General features: G+C 47.5%; 17 protein-coding genes. 5 read left to right on the forward strand and 12 right to left on the reverse strand.

The window, feature by feature from the left end; all coding sequences use genetic code 11:
- Positions 1–5 precede the first annotated feature (5 nt).
- The 10 genes from SFSGTM_RS08505 to SFSGTM_RS08550 all read right to left on the reverse strand — a co-directional run bounded on the left by SFSGTM_RS08505 (position 6) and on the right by SFSGTM_RS08550 (position 11433).
- Positions 6–932, reverse strand: a complete 927-nt coding sequence (locus SFSGTM_RS08505; RefSeq protein ID WP_174237407.1) for an ABC transporter permease — start codon at positions 930–932, stop codon at positions 6–8.
- Positions 929–2041, reverse strand: coding sequence for an ABC transporter permease (locus SFSGTM_RS08510; RefSeq protein ID WP_162084777.1), 1113 nt, complete (start codon positions 2039–2041; stop codon positions 929–931). The genes SFSGTM_RS08505 and SFSGTM_RS08510 overlap by 4 nt, the downstream gene beginning before the upstream one ends.
- Positions 2034–3578 (reverse strand): ABC transporter ATP-binding protein, encoded by a 1545-nt coding sequence (locus SFSGTM_RS08515; protein WP_162084778.1) that lies wholly within the window; start codon positions 3576–3578, stop codon positions 2034–2036. Before SFSGTM_RS08515 ends, SFSGTM_RS08510 begins: the two co-directional genes overlap by 8 nt.
- Complete coding sequence (gene xdhC / locus SFSGTM_RS08520; RefSeq protein WP_162084779.1) at positions 3575–4627, reverse strand: xanthine dehydrogenase accessory protein XdhC; 1053 nt, start codon at positions 4625–4627, stop codon at positions 3575–3577. The genes SFSGTM_RS08515 and xdhC overlap by 4 nt, the downstream gene beginning before the upstream one ends.
- Positions 4624–6915, reverse strand: coding sequence for a xanthine dehydrogenase molybdopterin binding subunit (gene xdhB, locus SFSGTM_RS08525; protein ID WP_162084780.1), 2292 nt, complete (start codon positions 6913–6915; stop codon positions 4624–4626). Before xdhB ends, xdhC begins: the two co-directional genes overlap by 4 nt.
- Positions 6912–8378 (reverse strand): xanthine dehydrogenase small subunit, encoded by a 1467-nt coding sequence (gene xdhA / locus SFSGTM_RS08530; RefSeq protein WP_162084781.1) that lies wholly within the window; start codon positions 8376–8378, stop codon positions 6912–6914. Before xdhA ends, xdhB begins: the two co-directional genes overlap by 4 nt.
- 1 nt (position 8379) lies before the next feature.
- The gene (gene uraH / locus SFSGTM_RS08535) at positions 8380–8733 is read right to left on the reverse strand and encodes a hydroxyisourate hydrolase (protein WP_162084782.1); all 354 of its coding nucleotides are present in this window, start codon (positions 8731–8733) and stop codon (positions 8380–8382) included.
- Between the two features lie 225 nt (positions 8734–8958).
- Entirely contained in the window at positions 8959–10230 is a 1272-nt protein-coding gene (locus SFSGTM_RS08540) for an amidohydrolase family protein (RefSeq protein ID WP_162084783.1), read from the reverse strand.
- Positions 10231–10245: 15 nt separating this feature from the next.
- A complete protein-coding gene (gene upp / locus SFSGTM_RS08545; RefSeq protein ID WP_162084784.1) occupies positions 10246–10878 on the reverse strand; it encodes a uracil phosphoribosyltransferase in 633 nt (210 codons plus the stop codon).
- Positions 10879–10917: 39 nt separating this feature from the next.
- The gene (locus SFSGTM_RS08550) at positions 10918–11433 is read right to left on the reverse strand and encodes a nucleoside deaminase (protein ID WP_162084785.1); all 516 of its coding nucleotides are present in this window, start codon (positions 11431–11433) and stop codon (positions 10918–10920) included.
- 403 nt (positions 11434–11836) lie between these two features.
- Between SFSGTM_RS08550 and SFSGTM_RS08555 the strand changes: the two genes are divergently transcribed.
- Genes SFSGTM_RS08555 through SFSGTM_RS08575 form a run of 5 tightly spaced genes read left to right on the forward strand, consistent with a single transcriptional unit; the run spans position 11837 to position 15565 of the window.
- Complete coding sequence (locus tag SFSGTM_RS08555) at positions 11837–12565, forward strand: GntR family transcriptional regulator (RefSeq protein WP_198420531.1); 729 nt, start codon at positions 11837–11839, stop codon at positions 12563–12565.
- Positions 12566–12604: 39 nt separating this feature from the next.
- Positions 12605–13531 carry an allantoinase PuuE gene (gene puuE / locus SFSGTM_RS08560; protein ID WP_232525950.1) on the forward strand — a complete coding sequence of 309 codons (927 nt, stop codon included), beginning with the start codon at positions 12605–12607 and terminating at the stop codon, positions 13529–13531.
- Positions 13528–14034, forward strand: a complete 507-nt coding sequence (gene uraD, locus SFSGTM_RS08565; protein ID WP_162084787.1) for a 2-oxo-4-hydroxy-4-carboxy-5-ureidoimidazoline decarboxylase — start codon at positions 13528–13530, stop codon at positions 14032–14034. Before puuE ends, uraD begins: the two co-directional genes overlap by 4 nt.
- A gap of 9 nt (positions 14035–14043) precedes the next feature.
- Positions 14044–15069 (forward strand): allantoicase, encoded by a 1026-nt coding sequence (gene alc / locus SFSGTM_RS08570; protein ID WP_162084788.1) that lies wholly within the window; start codon positions 14044–14046, stop codon positions 15067–15069.
- Positions 15056–15565: an ureidoglycolate lyase gene (locus SFSGTM_RS08575; RefSeq protein WP_162084789.1), complete on the forward strand. Its 510-nt coding sequence runs from the start codon at positions 15056–15058 to the stop codon at positions 15563–15565. The genes alc and SFSGTM_RS08575 overlap by 14 nt, the downstream gene beginning before the upstream one ends.
- Before the next feature lie 185 nt (positions 15566–15750).
- Here the strand turns inward: SFSGTM_RS08575 and SFSGTM_RS08580 are convergent, their stop codons facing one another.
- A complete protein-coding gene (locus tag SFSGTM_RS08580) occupies positions 15751–16725 on the reverse strand; it encodes a phosphotransferase enzyme family protein (RefSeq protein WP_162084790.1) in 975 nt (324 codons plus the stop codon).
- A 514-nt stretch (positions 16726–17239) separates the two neighbouring features.
- Complete coding sequence (locus SFSGTM_RS08585) at positions 17240–17878, reverse strand: MOSC domain-containing protein (RefSeq protein ID WP_162084791.1); 639 nt, start codon at positions 17876–17878, stop codon at positions 17240–17242.
- Between the last annotated feature and the right edge of the window lie 818 nt (positions 17879–18696).

Genomic DNA, 18696 nt, shown 5'->3' on the forward strand with positions numbered 1-18696 from the left:
TTTTGTCAGGTATGAGGATAAAAACTCTGTCCCAGCGACATAGGCTGATTCAGCAATATAGTCTTAGGGTTGCGGCTAATCAGCACCAGCACCACAATAGTCACGATATAAGGCAACATAGACAGTATCTCCGACGGCACATGTACACCCATACCTTGCCCGTAGAATTGCAAGATAGTTACTCCACCGAATAAATAGGCACCAAGCAGTATGCGCATAGGTTTCCATGTCGCAAATACCACTAATGCCAACGCGATCCAGCCGCGTCCAGCGGTCATGCCCTCAACCCACATCGGCGTGATCGCCAGTGACAAATAAGCGCCAGCCAGTCCGCTCATGGCCCCGCCAAAAAGGATAGACAGATAACGAATACGTATCACTGGATAGCCAATCGCATGCGCTGAAGCAGGTGATTCACCCACTGCTCGCACTACCAACCCCCAATGAGAGCGGTTAAAAAACCACTGCAATGCAAACAGCAACAATATCGAGCCATAAACCAGAATGTCAAAATGAAACAACAACGACCCAACAAACGGAATATCAGTTAACACAGGAATATTCAAACGATGTAAACCATCCAGTGACATACCCACATACGCTTTACCAATAAAGGCACTCAATCCGACCCCAAACAGCGTTAAAGCCAATCCTGTCGCAACCTGATTGGTTTGCAAAGTGAGCGTAAGCACTGCGAATATTAGCGACAACGCAATACCAGCAATAATGGCAGCCGAGAATCCTAATGCCAGACTACCTGTATGCGACGTCACGGCAAAACCTGCGATGGCGCCAACTAACATCATGCCTTCCACACCGAGATTGAGCACACCAGCACGTTCCGTTACCAGCTCGCCATAGGCAGCATATGCCAAGGGTGTAGCAGCAGCGACAGTGCTGGAAAAAATGGGTATCAGTTGATCTGTGATCATGATTGCTCCTCAGGTAATGCAGTTGTCACTGGTTGCACAGGAACAACGGGGTGGTTTGCTGCCTTGAAGCGGAAAGTTATAAAGATGTCAGCGGCTAACAAATAGAACAGCAATAACCCCTGAAATAAACCGGTCACTGCCGAAGGCAAACCCAAATCAATTTGTGCGGTTTCACCACCGAGATACAGTAACGACATCAACAAGCTGGCCAGCAAAACTCCCAGTGGATGCAGCCGCCCAACATAGGCAACGATAATGGCAGCAAATCCATATCCCGGTGAAATGATAGGCTGCAACTGCCCAATAGGCCCAGCTACCTCACCCATACCAGCTAATCCAGCCACACCTCCACTGACAAGTAGCGCCAGCCAGACATTGCGTTTTTCACTGAATCCCGCATAACGTGCCGCTGCAGGCGCCAGTCCGCTGACCTGCATGCGAAAGCCAGCAAACATTTTGTGTGAAAAAAACCAGGACAGCGCGACTAATCCGATAGCGATCACAAACAACAAATTAGTGCGTAGCCCCTCCATCAATAAAGGCAAAGTTTCTGCACTGGTAAACATGACAGTCTGCGGAAAATTCAAACCATCTGGATCACGCCAGGGGCCTTGTACCAGGAACCCAAGGAACAGCTGAGCCACATAAACCAGCATCAGACTCACCAATATCTCATTGGTATTAAAGCGAGTACGCAAAAATGCTGGTATCACCGCCCATGCCATACCGCCGAGTATGCCAGCCAGCATCATTAACGGGATCAGCCAGGGTGCCGTTTCCAGTCCTTGAAAGTGGAGCGCAACCCCACCAGCAGCGATAGCGCCCATGGTCAGCTGACCTTCAGCACCAATATTGAATACGCTGGCACGGAAACCGATAGCCAAGCCCAATCCACACAATATTAACGGCGTGGCCTTTAACAGCCATTCACCTATGCCATACGCACTGGTCAGTGGCTTGATAAAGAATACCCAAAAGGCATGTAATGGTTCTTTGCCTAGCAGCGTAAACAGCAAATATCCAGTAATCAGCATGCACACGGCAGCGATTACCGGTGACGCAAACATCATCATCGTTGATGGCTGGGCACGACGTTCCAGGCTAGGCATGAGCGACCTCCGCATTATCATGATTAAATTCTCCACTCATCCACATCCCTATCTGTTCAACAGAGGTGTCTTTTGCTGCTACTGTGGGTGACAGTCGGCCATCCGCTATCACGGCAATACGGTCGCAGATCATAAACAACTCCTCCAGCTCTTCTGATATCACTAATACAGCAACACCCTGATTTCTCAACTCTATAAGCGCTTGCCGTATCAACTGTGCAGCCCCTACATCCACGCCCCAGGTGGGCTGTGCGACTATCATCACTTTGGGTGCTTGCATAATTTCTCGACCGACGATGAATTTCTGTAAATTACCGCCTGACAAACTGCCCGCCAGCGCCTGATCTCCACCACATTTCACATTGAATTGAGCAATAACGTTCCGGGCAAATTCACGTACATTTGTATAAGAAATCAAACCTCGTTTTACCATGTCACCGTCACTGGTAGTAAGCAAGGCATTAAGCGCCAAACTGAGTGTGGGCACTGCCCCGCGCCCCAATCGCTCCTCAGGTACAAAACGTAAGCCCAACAGTCGTCGCTGAGCAGGGTTCAATTTCCCTACCGCAGTACCACAAACTTTTACACCCTCAGATTGAGACAGGGTTTGTTCTCCGGATAATGCAGCCAACAGTTCCTTCTGTCCGTTGCCGGATATCCCTGCAATCCCCACCATTTCACCACTACGTACTTCCAGATTGATGTCTTTCAGCGTCGTGCCAAAGGGATCTATGGTGGAAAGACTCAAGTGGTCGACCTGTAATCTTGCCTCCCCTACTGTCGTCGCATCCAGCTGACATCCGGGCAAATCACGACCTATCATCATCTGCGCCAGTGTGACTTTGGTTTCTTCCTTGGGACTGGCAGTGCCCGTCACGCGGCCACTGCGCAATATTGTTGCGCTGTCACACAGCGCCTGTATCTCGTCGAGCTTATGGCTGATATACAATATGCTGCAACCCTCAGCAGCGAGGCGACGCAGGGTTTCAAACAGTTTGAGTACGGCCTGAGGTGTGAGCACTGAAGTAGGCTCATCCATAATCAGCAACTTGGGATTATTGAGCAGACAACGAACAATTTCGACGCGCTGGCGTTCACCCACTGACATGCTATGTATCAGGCGATGTGGGTCAACTGGCAAGCCATACTCTGTGGATACATCACTGATACGTTGCGCCAGTTCGGCCGGGGCTATGGTCGTATCAAGCGCTAGCGAAATATTCTCAGCTACCGTCAAAGTTTCAAATAAAGAAAAGTGTTGAAATACCATGCCTATACCCATGCGTCGTGCTTCTGCAGGTGACGCAATATGCACTTCACGGTTTTCCCAAAGTATTTCCCCCGCGTCAGGTTTGGTTACACCGTAAATAATCTTCATCAGCGTACTTTTACCCGCACCGTTCTCACCTAGCACAGCGTGAATTTCACCAGGATGTACGATTAAATCGACATTTTCATTGGCGATGACGGACGGATAAATTTTGGTAATGCCGCGCAATTCCAATCGAGGATGGGCAATGGGTAAGCTCGTATTCATACGCTCTCCATAATGGTACGTTGGAAATTATTACTGTTCATGTGAGGGAGATGATTGCTTGTAGACTGAGCTTCTCGCAATTGCATGAGTTGTGCGACCACAGAAATAGCGATGGTCGCTGGTTCTTTGCCAGATATTCCAGCTATCCCTATTGGACAGGTAATACGCTCTGGCTGATACCCCTGATCACGTAAACGGTGACTAAAACGCGCAGCCTTGGTCGCAGACCCGATCAATCCGATAAAGCCTGATTTTTCCTGATCTAATAAAGCCGCGCAGATGGCGTAATCCAGCGCATGATCATGTGTCAATATCAGAAACCAGGCATGGTCTGGTGCCTGCTCAACTTCAGCGGCAGGGTCATTACTGACCAATTTATTCAGTACCACATCAGCAGGAAAAATATCAGCACGATTATCGATCCAGATCAGGTCAAATGGCAGGTCGCGCAAATGGCTGACAATAGCCTGCCCTACATGGCCCGCACCGAATATCCACAGCGGTGTATTGCCATGTTCCAGCCGTTCTAGCAACACACTAGTAGCATCACTTTGTAACAGCCTCACACCGGCTGTGGCCGCATCCATTAATTCACCCACTTCACTGGCTAAACCAGCTTCACTATGGTCGTTGGCAGACTCAAAAACAATACGCTGAATTGATTGTTGTTTGACTCGGGAAGCAAAAACTATGGTCTTGTGTTGTAGTAACTGAGCATGGGCTGTTGTTATCGCTGATCTATCTGCAATGGTGTAACGCTCCCACCATAAATCAACGATGCCACCACAACATTGTCCCAATGTGGTTGCCAGTGAAAAACGTTGATAACGCGCCATCGAACCTGTTTGTGCTAACAAATCTCGTGCCAGTGCAATGGCCTTGAATTCGAGATTGCCGCCCCCCAGCGTACCCGACATACCCTGTTGGTGTACCAGCATGCTTGCACCCGGTTTGCGTGGTGTAGAACCTTTGGTCGCTGCAACAACGATACGAACTACGTCATGACCGTCGGTCAGTAGTTGGTCGAGTTCAGCGAGCCAGTGTTTCATACCACCTCTCCTGCACCCAAGGCACGCAGTATGGCTTCAGGTGTAGCAGGCGCACTCAAGTGCATTGCCGCCTGCGCACCAGCACTATTAGCAACCGCATCGCGCAACGCATGGAATGCTGAAATCGCCAGCATCAGCGGTGGTTCTCCGACTGCTTTAGAATGGAATATGGTGTCTTCGGCGTTTGGTGTATCACTCAACAGATTGATGCGTGTATCTTCTGGCCAGTCGCTGGCGGCCGGAATTTTATAAGTCGAAGGGGCATGCGTTTTAAGCTCGCCTTTATCACTCCAGTACAGCTCTTCGGACGTTAACCAGCCTACACCTTGCAGGAAGCCACCTTCTATCTGCCCTATATCCAGTGCAGGATTCAGTGAGGTGCCTACATCATGCAGAATATCCACACGCAGGATACGGTTCTCGCCAGTAAGCGTGTCTATTGCCACCTCCGTCACGGCGGCACCCCAAGAAAAGTAAAAGAAAGGACGCCCGCTGAAGGTTTTGCGGTCATAGTGAATTTTTGGGGTGCTGTAATATCCAGTCGAAGACAACGACACACGTGCCATATAAGCCTGAAATACCAATGCGGCAAATGTCAGCTGATGTCCCGGCATGTACACTTGCCCATCGGCGAAGACTACATCTGCTGCTGCCACCTGATATGCCTCGGTCGCAAAACTAACCAGGCGCTCCTTGATCGTCCGTGCTGCTGCCTGTGCTGCCTTGCCATTCAAATCACTGCCTGAAGAAGCTGCGGTAGGAGATGTGTTGGGCACCTTACTGGTATCTGTCGCCGAAACGCGAACCTGATCCAGCGCAATACCAAATTCATGCGCTACCACTTGTGCCACTTTGGTGAACAAGCCCTGCCCCATCTCCGTACCACCATGATTCAGCAATACACTACCATCGGTATAAACATGCACTAACGCACCCGCCTGATTGTATTGCGTGGCAGTAAACGAAATACCGAACTTGACTGGAGTCAGCGCCAACCCCTTTTTAATAATCGGGCTATTCTTGTTGAATTCATTGATAGCGATTCTGCGCGTCGCATAATCGCTGCTATCCACCAACTCATCCACTATCTTATGTACCAGATTGTTTTCAACCAGCATCTTGTAAGGCGTGACATTACGGTCTTCAATACCGTAGAAATTAGCACGACGCACATCCAGCGGATCAAGCTGTAAATGACGGGCGATGTCATCCAGCACCGCTTCTATCGCCACCATTCCTTGCGGCCCGCCAAAACCGCGGAAAGCGGTGTTGGATACCGTATTGGTTTTGCAGCGGTGAGAAATAATCTGCACATGCTCTAAGAAATAGCAGTTGTCCGCATGAAACATGGCGCGGTCGTTGACTGGACCAGACAGATCAGCCGAATAGCCGCAACGTGAAGCCAGCATCAACGTCAACCCCTGGATTCGTCCTTGCGTATCGAAGCCGACATCATACTCAGCGATAAAATCATGGCGTTTACCGGTCATGATCATATCTGCGTCTCTATCCACCCTGACCTTGGCTGGCACACCCAGTGCAGTCGCCACTATGGCTGCAACACTGGCAAATAACGCCGGTTGACTTTCCTTACCACCAAAAGCACCGCCCATACGCCGACATTGCACCACGACATCATGTGACTGTACATGTAGAGCATGCGCAACCAGATGCTGGACTTCACTTGGATGCTGGGTAGAGCTATGTATCAGCACACCGCCATTTTCCTGCGGTATGGCAATCGCAATCTGCCCTTCCAGATAAAAATGGTCCTGCCCACCAATCGCAACCTGCCCGGATAAACGCTGCGGCGCATTAGCCAGAGCAGTCTCGGGCTCACCCTGACGCAGGGTCTCAGTCGGTATCACTTGGCTATCAACTGCTAGAGCACTGGCAATATCCAGCAATGCCGGTAGCGTCTCATATTCAATTTTGGCTAATTTAACAGCACGTCGTGCTGCATCAAACGAGGTTGCGGCAACAGCAAAAATCGGTTGCCCATAAAACTGGATGAGGTCAGTCGCAAAAATAGGGTCATCGTGCAATATCGGGCCATAGTTGTTTACTCCTGGAATATCAGCATCGGTAAACACCCGTACTACACCCGGCGCACTGGCGACTGCCGACAAATCCATATGCCGGATATGCCCATGTGCAATTTCACTCATGCCGAATGCTACATGCACCGCATTTGCAGGCAATTCAATATCATCAGCATAACGTGCCCGACCTGACACATGCAGTGCTGCGCTATCATGCGTGGTAGAAATTTGTACGACCTGACTCATGATGCCACCCCATCAAGCTGCTTGATACGACATAGCGGCGTTGCCTGTTCCAGATAAAACCGTTTCAGCAGGTTTTTCGCAACCGTGAGTCGATAATCCGCGCTGGCGCGCATGTCACTGAGCGGCGTGTAATCGTTACTAAGTTCATCCATGGCAGTGGTTATACTGGCTAATGACCAATCCTTATCTGTGAGCACAGCTTCGGCATGTGTGGCACGTTTAGGTGTTGCCGCCATACCACCGTAGGCTATACGTGCTGTCTTGATTTGACCGTCCACAATATCGAAAGCATATGCACCACACACAGCTGAAATATCCTGATCACTGCGCTTGGAAATTTTATAAACTGCAACCAGACGTCCCGCTACCGGCAATGGTACGGAAACTGCCTCGATAAATTCTCCAGGCTGCAATGCTTTTTTCTGATAGCCCAGATAGAAATCTTCCAGCGCCAACTCGCGTACAACATCACCGCGACGCAGTTTCAACATCGCCCCGAGGGCTATGAGTATTGGCATGGAATCGCCTATCGGTGAGCCATTCGCCAGATTACCGCACAGCGTTCCTGAATTGCGTATCGGCGGAGAAGCAAAGCGCAGGGAAAGCTCCTCTAACATAGGATAGTGTTGTACCAGTCCAGCATAGGCATCAGTCAAAGACACAGCAGCGCCGATTTCTAATGTAGTTGCACTTACCCGTATCTGTTTAAGCTCAGCAACTTCACCCAGATAGATCATCTCTGGCAGTACACGTAATTGCTTAGTCACCCATAAGCCAATATCAGTACCGCCGGCTAACAGCAAGGCATCTGGTGTCTGCACATAACGTTGCGCTAATTCAGCCAGACTTTGTGGCGCATAAAAACCGTTATGGGTATCCAGCGCCTGAGTACGCTGAATTGCACTTAATTGCTGTTTACGTTCTGCACTCTGGGCATCAACCCTGCTCCAGCGCTTGGGCGCAGCATATTGATTGAGGCTACAGCCAGCATCAATAATGGGACGATAACCAGTGCAGCGACATAAATTCCCGGCTAAGGCATCGACAACTTGCTGACGTTCTGCATCAGGCTGATTCAGATACACGTCAAATAACGACATCACAAATCCAGGCGTACAGAATCCACATTGGGATGCATGATGGTCAACCATGGCTTGTTGTACTGGATGCAAAGGCTGATCCTTCTCAGCCAGACTTTCCACGGTAATCACTTGTTTACCATCAACTGTTGGTAAAAAACGCACACAGGAATTTACTGCGTGATAAACAATTTCATCACCTTCCAGTTCGCCCAGCACCACCGTGCATGCACCACAGTCACCCTCGGCACAGCCTTCTTTGGTGCCACAACGCCCTAATGTGTCGCGCAGATATTGCAACAACGTGGTTGCAGGTGCAGCATCCGCCACCTCTACCATCGCATCATCGAGCATGAATTTTATTGTATGTTGGTTGATCGTCATGTTAGCTACCCCGATAAGTAGAATAACTCCACGGCGATACCAGCAGTGGTACATGGTAGTTCTGTTGAGGATCGCTTACCTGGAAACGTATGGCTATCCTGTCAAGGAAGGGCGGCTCAGTTAGCACCAGACCCGCATCACGGAAATAAGCCGCTACATAAAATACCAGTTCATATTCGCCCGCCAGAAACTCATCTCCAGCTAGTAAAGGCATATCAGTACGGCCATCAGCATTGCTTAGCGCAACCAGTATGGGCGTATCCAGCGATGAACTTACGTTATAGAGCGCAATCGGCACATTCGCAGCTGGGCAACCGCGAGCGGTATCCAGTATGTGCGTACTTAACTTTCCCATTACTGAGGGTTTCCTTTCATATCCAGCCAAATCAATAAAAATTGGATACAATTTTATAAGCAATATCTATACCAATAAATGCATCACCAGCCATATTTCCCTTATCATGAAGCAATGAATCAAAGCTATTGAGGATGGTTATGAGGAACTTTCAATTCATCAGCAGCTAAAAATTAATAAAATTACACCGCTAAAAATATCAATATCAATAAAATTGGATACAATTTAAATTCTAAAATCAACAAGCGCTGTCCGCCCAGGTAACGATAACTGTGTCAACGCTGGTGCACTAGTGGCAATCACCTGCCCTGCACGTATCACTGCCAGTCGGGTCGCCCGCAAACGCAAAGCCTCTACTGGATCACGAGCCTGTAACAAAACCAGATCGGCACGACAGCCCACAGCTACGCCATAACCCGCCAAACCTAATATCTTTGCAGGCATGCTGGTTACTGCATCGAAGCTGGCACGCATTGCGTCCTGCCCAGTCATCTGTGCAACATGCAGCCCCATATGCGCAACTTCCAGCATATCGCCTGTTCCCAGGCTATACCATGGATCCATCACGCAATCATGCCCAAAAGCGACATCCACACCCGCCGCCATTAATTCGGGTACACGCGTCATGCCGCGACGTTTAGGATAGGTATCATGCCTACCCTGCAAAGTAATATTAATCAGCGGGTTGGCAACAACAGACACACCCGCTTCACGTATCAGCGGTATGAGTTTGGAAACATAATAATTATCCATGGAATGCATGGAAGTCAGATGCGATCCAGTTACTCGCCCTTGCAGACCTAAACGTTGCGTTTGAAATGCCAGCGTTTCAATATGACGCGATAGTGGATCATCCGATTCATCGCAATGCATATCGACCATTAAACCTCGTTCCGCCGCCAGCTCGCAAAGGATGCGCACAGACTCACCGCCATCAGCCATGGTGCGTTCAAAATGCGGGATGCCACCTACCACGTCCACACCTTTATCTAGCGCACGTTTTAAATTTTCCAATGCATCAGGAGCGCGTAACAACCCATCCTGCGGAAATGCCACCAGTTGTAAATCCAGGTAAGGTTTGACTTGTTCACGCACATAAAGCAGCGCATCCACTGCCAGCAGGCGCGAATCACAGATATCCACATGGGAACGGATTGCCAGCAATCCTTTGGCTACCGCCCAGTCGCAATATGCTAATGCGCGCTCGACCAGCGCCTCTTGTGTTAATAAAGGCTTGAGCTCACCCCACAGCGCGATACCTTCAAGCAAAGTACCCGATTGATTGATTCTGGGCAGACCAAAGGATAACGTACTATCCATGTGAAAGTGCGCATCAACAAAAGGAGCCGATACTAATTGCCCTTCTGCATCAATAACCTGAGCGGCCTCTGCCACAAGTGAGGGTTGCAGCGCGACTATGCGATCCCCCTGTATGCCGATGTCCATACCAGAACGCCCATCGACGAGAGTGCAATTACGGATGAGCAGGTCAAGCATGGCTAGCACCTATCATTATTTAGTACCAAACATACGGTCGCCCGCATCGCCCAACCCAGGCAAAATATAGCCATGATCATTTAGCCCCTGATCCAGTGCAGCAGTGGTGATTTGCACATCTGGGTGCGCTGCTTGCAAAGTCGCAACTCCCTCAGGCGCGGCCAACAGACAGACAAATTTGATCGTACTTGCACCTGCTGCTTTCAGCTTATCCAATGCCGCCACGGCAGAATTGCCGGTTGCCAGCATAGGATCAACCACAATGACCAGTCGCGCACTGATGTCATCAGGCACTTTGAAATAATACTCAACGGCTTGCAAAGTCTGTGGATCACGATATAGCCCGACATGCCCAACCCGCGCAGCTGGTAATACATCCAGCATGCCATCCAGCATGCCATTTCCTGCTCGCAGTATGGAAACCAGACACAATTTCTTACCTCTAATTTTGGGTGCTGACATTTCAACCAGAGGTGTTCTGATAGTCACCAACTCAATAGGCAAGTCTCGAGTAGCTTCATACGCCAGCATCTGACTGATTTCACGCAATAGTTTACGAAAGCTACCCGTTGATGTAGATTCATCCCGCATCAAGCTAAGCTTATGCTGTATGAGTGGATGGTTTATCAGGTTCAGTGCGTATGTCATACAGTTTACTCAACTCCAGCAAGATCAATGAAAATGATGTTATTCGTGCCAAAATGCCCGATGTAACAGCAATGTTTCCGCTACTATTTCTTCTATGGGTCCTATCAGTTCAACAGGTTTCTGGCAGTGATCAAACACATAACGGGATGGCACACTCATGGTCGGATTTTCTTTATGCCCACCCGTTTCCTGAAGTAACTGATGCTCGCTCATGCCATATACAACACGGCCGATATTCGCCCAATATGCGGTCCCTGCACACATACAGCAGGGCTCCACAGCCGTATACAGCGTGCAGCTCCATAAAAACTCAGGTGAATAATTAGTCGCAGCAATGCGCGCCAATGTAGATTCAGCATGATTGACTGTATCAATATTGCATTGCTCAAGCAAAACTGTTTCCTGGTCTGGCCCAACCAGTATGGCGCCAAATGGATGGCAACCCAGCGTCACTGCCCGCAATGCGACTTCGTTTGACTTGCGTAGATGCCGTAATATTTGTGCATGAGTTGGCGTCAAACCTTGAGCGCCCAGTATAGGATTAGGAAATGTCATCGTAATATATTTAAATAGGTTGGATACAAACTAGCATCGTCCAGCTGCCCGATACCACTAACATAATTTTACATCTGGCTTAAACAAGCAATATTTATGCAAATTAAATAACATACTATAATTTTAGATAAAAACCATTAACTGTATACAAATTTTGGTTAGGAATTTCATATCGGATTACTTTTCAAACCTTAATTACAGCTGAGATGCATTACTATGGTGCAATGATTACTCAGTATTGCAATATATTAGTGCATCGACATAATTCTGCAATTTTAAAAAATACAAAATTTTAAAAAACTGTATTCAATATATAATAAATTTCATTGCATATAAGTTGGGCAAATCATTACAATTAAAATGCACTTGGAAATTCAGCCAATTCATTACTATGGAACAAATCATGGCAACTCAGAATACATCATCCTCTACAACCCCTGCAGCAGCAAAGCGTGGCCTGGCGGGAATAGACAAAAAAATTTATGACGCCGTATTCAATGCAGTCATGAGTCAACGTCTGCCGCCTGGTACCAAGCTGACAGAAGCCCATTTCTGTGACTTATTCAAAGTCAGCCGTACCATCGTCCGCAAAGCATTGCAAAGACTCGCGCATGCACACATCGTCGAGCTCAAGCCCAATCATGGCGCCACTATCGCCTCTCCTACCCCTGAGGAAACTCGTGAGATATTTGCCGCCAGAAGGGGAATAGAAGCTGCCATTATTCCGCTGGCGATAGCACGTGCCAACAAAACTCAGATTGCCCGATTACGCAAAATGGCTAAGGACGAGCATGCCGCTTATGAAAGCGGTGATCGCGCTACCTGGATCAGCATGAGCGGTGAGTTTCACATTGCACTGGCTGAACTGGCTGGCAATAGCATATTGCAGCGTTTCCTCGCCGAACTGGTGTCACGCTGCTCATTAATCATTGCATTATATGAAGCACCGGGCAGCGTTGCATGCAGCCATGATGAACATGACAGGCTCATAGACGTCATCGCCAGCGGTGATATTCCCCTGTCGCTAAAAATGATGGAACAACATTTGCTAGCAATAGAAGCAAAGCTCAACCTGAACGATGAGGAAGACAAGATCGATCTTGCCGAAATCCTTGGGTTGTCACCCATTTAATAAATCTCGGGTTATCCCCCGCTTAAATAACGACACAACATGCTGAATATAACGACTGATTACCCACGCGACTTGATAGGCTACGGCGAGCACCCTCCCCATCCACATTGGCCAGGAAATGCACGTATAGCAGTACAGTTTGTTCTGAATTATGAAGAAGGCGGAGAAAACTGCATTCTGCATGGTGATGCCGCATCCGAAACATTCTTATCAGAAATTATTGGTGCGCAGCCATTTGTCGGCAGTCGTCACATGAGCATGGAGTCTATTTACGAATATGGCAGCCGTGCAGGTGTCTGGCGCATACTCAAACTGTTTCAGGACAGACAAGTACCACTCAGCATATTCGCCGTCGCCATGGCGCTGGCACGTAACCCAGCACTTGCCGAAAAACTGGTAGAACTCGACCATGAAATCGTTTCGCATGGATGGCGCTGGATTAACTACCACGGCATGGATGAAGCACTGGAACGTGAACATATCCAACTGGCAGTTGACACCTTACGTTCACTCACAGGTAAAGCGCCTGACGGATGGTACACAGGTCGAAATAGCGAAAATACACGACGTCTGCTGGTAGAGCACGGCGGCTTTGTTTATGACGCCGATTCCTACAGTGATGACCTGCCCTACTGGGAAACTGTCTCCGGTCAATCTCATCTGGTTGTCCCTTACACCCTTGACACCAACGACATGCGTTTTGCCACAGCCCAAGGTTTTAACAGCGGTGATCAGTTTTATACCTATCTGAAAGACGCTTTTGACACACTTTATGCAGAAGGTGCCGAGGCTCCAAAAATGCTGTCGATAGGTTTACATTGCCGTATCGCAGGCAGACCCGCCCGTATCGCAGCACTGGCGCGTTTTCTCGACTACGTACTCAGTCACCAGCAAGTATGGCTATGCCGTCGCATCGACATCGCCCGCCACTGGATCGCGCAACACCCTGCTCCTATTAAGCCATGAACATTACTGAATTAAACACACTCGATTCAGCCGACTTTATCAACTGCCTGGGTGATATTTATGAACATTCACCCTGGGTGGCTGAATGTGTTAGTCAGCAAAGGCCATTTTTAGACATTAGCCAGCTCGCGACTCAAATGCAGCATTGTGTATTGACAGCTAACCCGACTGCGCAAATGGCGCTCATATGCGCTCACCCAGAACTGGCGGGCAAACTGGCTATCAGCGGCAATTTGACTGCCGCTTCGCTATCCGAACAATCGGCGGCAGGACTGAACAATTGCAGCGCAGCAGAGTTTGCAGCCTTATCCCAATTAAATGCAGACTATCAGCAAAAATTCGGTTTCCCCTTCATCATCGCAGTACGCGGGCTGAAACGCGCCGACATTATCGCAGCAATGACTCAACGGCTTACCCATACACCAGAGCAGGAAATAAATACTGCGCTATATGAAATCGGACGTATTGCTCAATTTCGACTCAACGATCTTTTAACTTCCTGATAGCCATCCATGGATACTCAATCAACCTCATCACCCGAATTTACCACTCGCTGGGTCAACCTTGCAGATCCGCGCATCGGTGCACTCGTACTCTCTGCTACCGACGAATTTTTCGCTTCCAGAGAACGCATGCTTAATCCGGAACCTGCTGTATTTATTCCCGGCAAATACGATACCAACGGCAAATGGATGGATGGTTGGGAAACGCGGCGTAAACGTGTGCCTGGCAACGACCATTGCATCATTAAATTAGGTTTGCCGGGCATCATCAAAGGCATCGATATCGACACCAGTCACTTTACTGGCAATTACCCACCCGCTGCCTCGATAGAAGCCGCCAGTTGCGATGGCGAGCCGAATGCCTCAACACGCTGGGTGCGATTAACAGCACCAGTACCTTTACGTGGGAATGCTCACCATTACCTTGACATAGCAGACCCTCACATCTGGAGTCATTTACGCCTGAATATCTATCCTGATGGCGGTATCGCCCGCCTGCGCGTGTATGGACAAGTTGCATGTGACTGGGCGCTTCGTCCGCAGGATGAACTGTATGATTTAATTGCGATGGAAAATGGCGGTCTGGCAATCGCCTGTAACGATGCGCACTTTGGTAAACCCGCCAATCTATTGACACCCGGACGCGGTAAAGACATGGGCGACGGCTGGGAAACACGCCGCCGCCGCGAACCTGGTAACGACTGGGCTATTATTGCATTAGGCCATCCTGGAATTATCAAGAAAATAGAAGTAGATACAGCACACTTCAAAGGTAATTTCCCGGATAAATGTTCTATTCAGGCTGCTTACATACAGGGTGGAACTGAGCAGTCCATCGTCGCGCAAAGCATGTTCTGGCCGACGTTACTGCCAGAGCAGTCGCTGAATATGGATACCATACACACCTTTACTGACGAGATACAGGCGCTACCTGCCATCACCCACATTCGTTTCAATATTATTCCCGATGGCGGTGTCAGTCGATTGCGGTTATGGGGCAAAGTTAATCTAGGAGCTACACATGACAGCATGTGAGAACCTTGCCATCATCCCACTTACCGCCGAGGCATTCGCACCATTTGGTGACGTGATAGAAGCGCGTAGTGCGAATACATTTCTCATCAACGATGGTCAGGCGCAGCGCTTCCATGACTTAGCCAAGGTGGATATCAGCACTGACGGCGGCCGCCCTCTAATTAGTCTGGTACGCAGCGCACCTACCCAGTTTCCGCTGACTTTGAAGCTGGTAGAACGCCATCCACTCGGCAGCCAGGCATTCATACCGCTGGGAAATTATAAATTCCTTATCGTAGTCGCCTTAACCAATGATCAGGATTTGCCCGACACATTGCACGCTTTCCTGAGTAATGGCCAACAAGGTATCAACTATCACCCTGGCATATGGCATCATCCATTGATCGTTTTCGACCAAACCACCGACTTCCTGGTTATAGACCGAGGTGGCGCAGGTAAAAATTGTGATGTGGTAACGCTTGATGGAGATTTATTGATTCCTGAACCGCAACATTGACAAGTATTACAATTAGTATTTTGATATAAGCTAATTGTGCAGTTGGGGGCGATAAGCGGTTGATATGTGTTGATGCAAGACCTAGTACCAGTTTTTGGTTGTACACAAAAGTCAGACTTCGGGTATGAAAGTCATGAAGCCAGCGTTCGAACAATACTTAACCGACTATTCAGCACGCCCAATATTCAGTTTTTAAACACCACTTTTTCAAGTTCTTTAAGCATAGTCAGCTTTCTATTCCAATAGGGTTGCTCTAACCATTTGTGACCGATTAGATCAGCATTTTTTACAGTAATTGCCATTACCCATATAACCGAAATCATTTCAAAATAAGGCACTGCAGAAACTTCCAATGGAGTTAGTTGGCGAATTTGTTGATAGCCGTCTATGAATGCCTTAGCAAGATCATCTTTCATTTTTAAGGCATGAACTGAAGAAATTAACTTACCAATTTCAAAAGCTCTGTAACCATAGCCACATTGATCGAAATCGAACAATGTTATTTGTTTTTTATCATTCATATGGAAATTTGTCGGATTAACATCTCCTGTACAGATGCCATATAAACCTGGTTCTTTTGGAATTGACGGCAGAGCCAGATGGAGTTGCTTTTGCAACGTTTTAAGGTAGCTCCGCATGGCCGGATCAAGAAACGGATCAACAGTGATAATTGATTCATCAAGCAGGTGTGACATATCCAGAAGCGTTCGAGTGTAAGGTGTAGAAAACGTATCAGTTAATTGATGAATAATCGCTACCGAACTTCCCAGCAAGCCACTTTCCTCAACTGTAATTTCATGCCCCGGTGCATGGCCATCAGCATAGAGAAACAAAGCTGCAGCTCTTTGACCTTCGGCAGTATCAATGAGGAAGCTCAAACTGCCATTCTTGGTATGAATTGGAAATGATACATTGGCAGACTGGTTGCCAAGAAATCTCAGCAAGTCCAGCTCGAATCCTATCTCTTCTGCCGTACGCCAGGTCTTCCTGTATATACGAAGAATAAATTTGTTCTGCTTCGTTACAACCAAAAAATTATCATGTAATCCGCGAGCATAATATGTGCAAATTTCAGGGGTGGGCAAATCGTAATGTAATGCGATCAGATGGGAAGCTGATTGGGATGAGAGCTGAGAATAAGTGAATATATTTTCTTCCATTTTTTACTTGTCCGATATGACTTGCTGCTTTTAATTAGTTATTGCTGGTCACGACCGTCGGCTTTCTTAATGTTATTCCACACCTCGATCAGCCGCCTATAGCACAACACAATCATAACTCACATCCATTTCCCGTCACTTGGTAATTGCATGGGTAAGTATCCGCCAATAAGGAATGAGCCAATCAAAAAAACTGAGCACTGAGATGAAAATGTTAGCAAAGAAAGAGTTCAGAAGCCTAAAACGGTAAATCAGCGAACGAAAGACGAGCGAATGGAGTCAGGCAAGATTACGCAAAGGGAGTACGAAGTACTGAAATCATGCATTTTTCATGGGGTCCCCCCACCTGCAAACGTTAGCGTAATACATATAAAGCGATAGACTGTGAAAGATTTGGCACCGGCTTTCTTTATTTACGATGGTGTGGGTAAAAACTGTGATGTGGTTGAATTAAATGGGCAACTAACAATTCTCGCACCGCAGAATTAATGCATTGCCAGTATTCACCCAGTTTTTACATAAGCTGGTCATACCAGCCCTGTAATTTTGCTCTATGCATAGGTGCGATAGGTGAAGCTAATGCTTTTTTTATAATTTCTGGTGATTTGCTGTTGCTGTGCCATTGCTCAAAGACTTCCTTAACCGTTGCATAATCCATCTTGGTTTTTTCAACGGTTATGCTATCACCTACCGCAACGCTACCTTCTTTAATGACCCGTGCATAAGCCCCTGGACGTACGGCATTTGCAAATTTTTTCATAAAACCACTGTCATCCATACGCACAGCAAGCTTAAAACAGGGCGTACGTGGTGCAGTAATTTCCAGAACTACACCATTTACTTCCAGACGATCACCTATCACCCATGCAATATCGTCAGACCCTGCTAGCGTAAGGTTTTCTCCGAATGTTCCGTAAGGTATATCCCTGCCTAGTTCATTAGACCACCAGTCATAATCTTCTTTGTGATACAGGTACACTGCCTGGTCAAGGCCACCATGTACACTACTATCTATGATGGAATCTCCAGCCAGTCCCATAGGTGTAATTGCCACCTGACCATCAACTGGCATTTTAAATAACCCAGTTAACACATCTTCACCATTAAACCGAATAGTTACAGGTTGAGCCACATTAATAGACACTATTTGCATACACATACCTCTCAATGTTTGTAATGAATTCAGTATTTTGCAAGCACGAGTTATGCCATATCAAAAAATAACCCAAGCCTCGCGAGCTGGCAGCGTCAGTGCAGCGGCAATTAAGCGAAACCTGATGTCCGAGAATTCAGTATGGCAGGGGGTGGATATGCGCTGCTATAGTCAGTTGAACGATAGCAGCGCAACGAGGAATTTTAAATGGAATCGACCTTACTTATTGGATGGTGCAAATACTAACGCATCCACTGTGCAACCAGTTTGCGACACTCTTTGCTCCATTCACAGACTTCGGTACATGTATATCGTTTCGCAGTTCGAAAACACGGATCATCCGCCCGCATTATCTGTATAGACCTGATTTGCTGTATTTCAGCATGACAATCGCCAACCCAATTCGGGTGCGATGGTGATGATTTAACTTCAGTTACTAAATTCATACTCCATCTCCTTACGAATATATCATCATAATTCAGCCACCAAGGTGGCAAAGAATATAACGGTGTAGCGTCGTCACAATCAACCAGAGAGACTAATGACAGACTAAAACGACACTTTGGTAATTTAATTTAATATGTTTATCTGCCAATGATTAACAATCACGCTTAGCAATTCAGCATAACGTTAAACGCTCAACTTCTAGATGGCAGGTCTCAAACTATAGATAATTATTTGTAAAAAAACAACCAACCAATTATTAAGATTTCATTGCACTAAGTATATAAATTAAAATTGAAAAACAATCACTGACTCAACTCTAAAATAGCCAACATGCCATAAAAATTATGATAAGCAATGGTTAATAATCGACA

This window comes from Sulfuriferula nivalis (genome assembly GCF_009937995.1).
Taxonomy (GTDB): Bacteria; Pseudomonadota; Gammaproteobacteria; order Burkholderiales; family Sulfuriferulaceae; genus Sulfuriferula; species Sulfuriferula nivalis.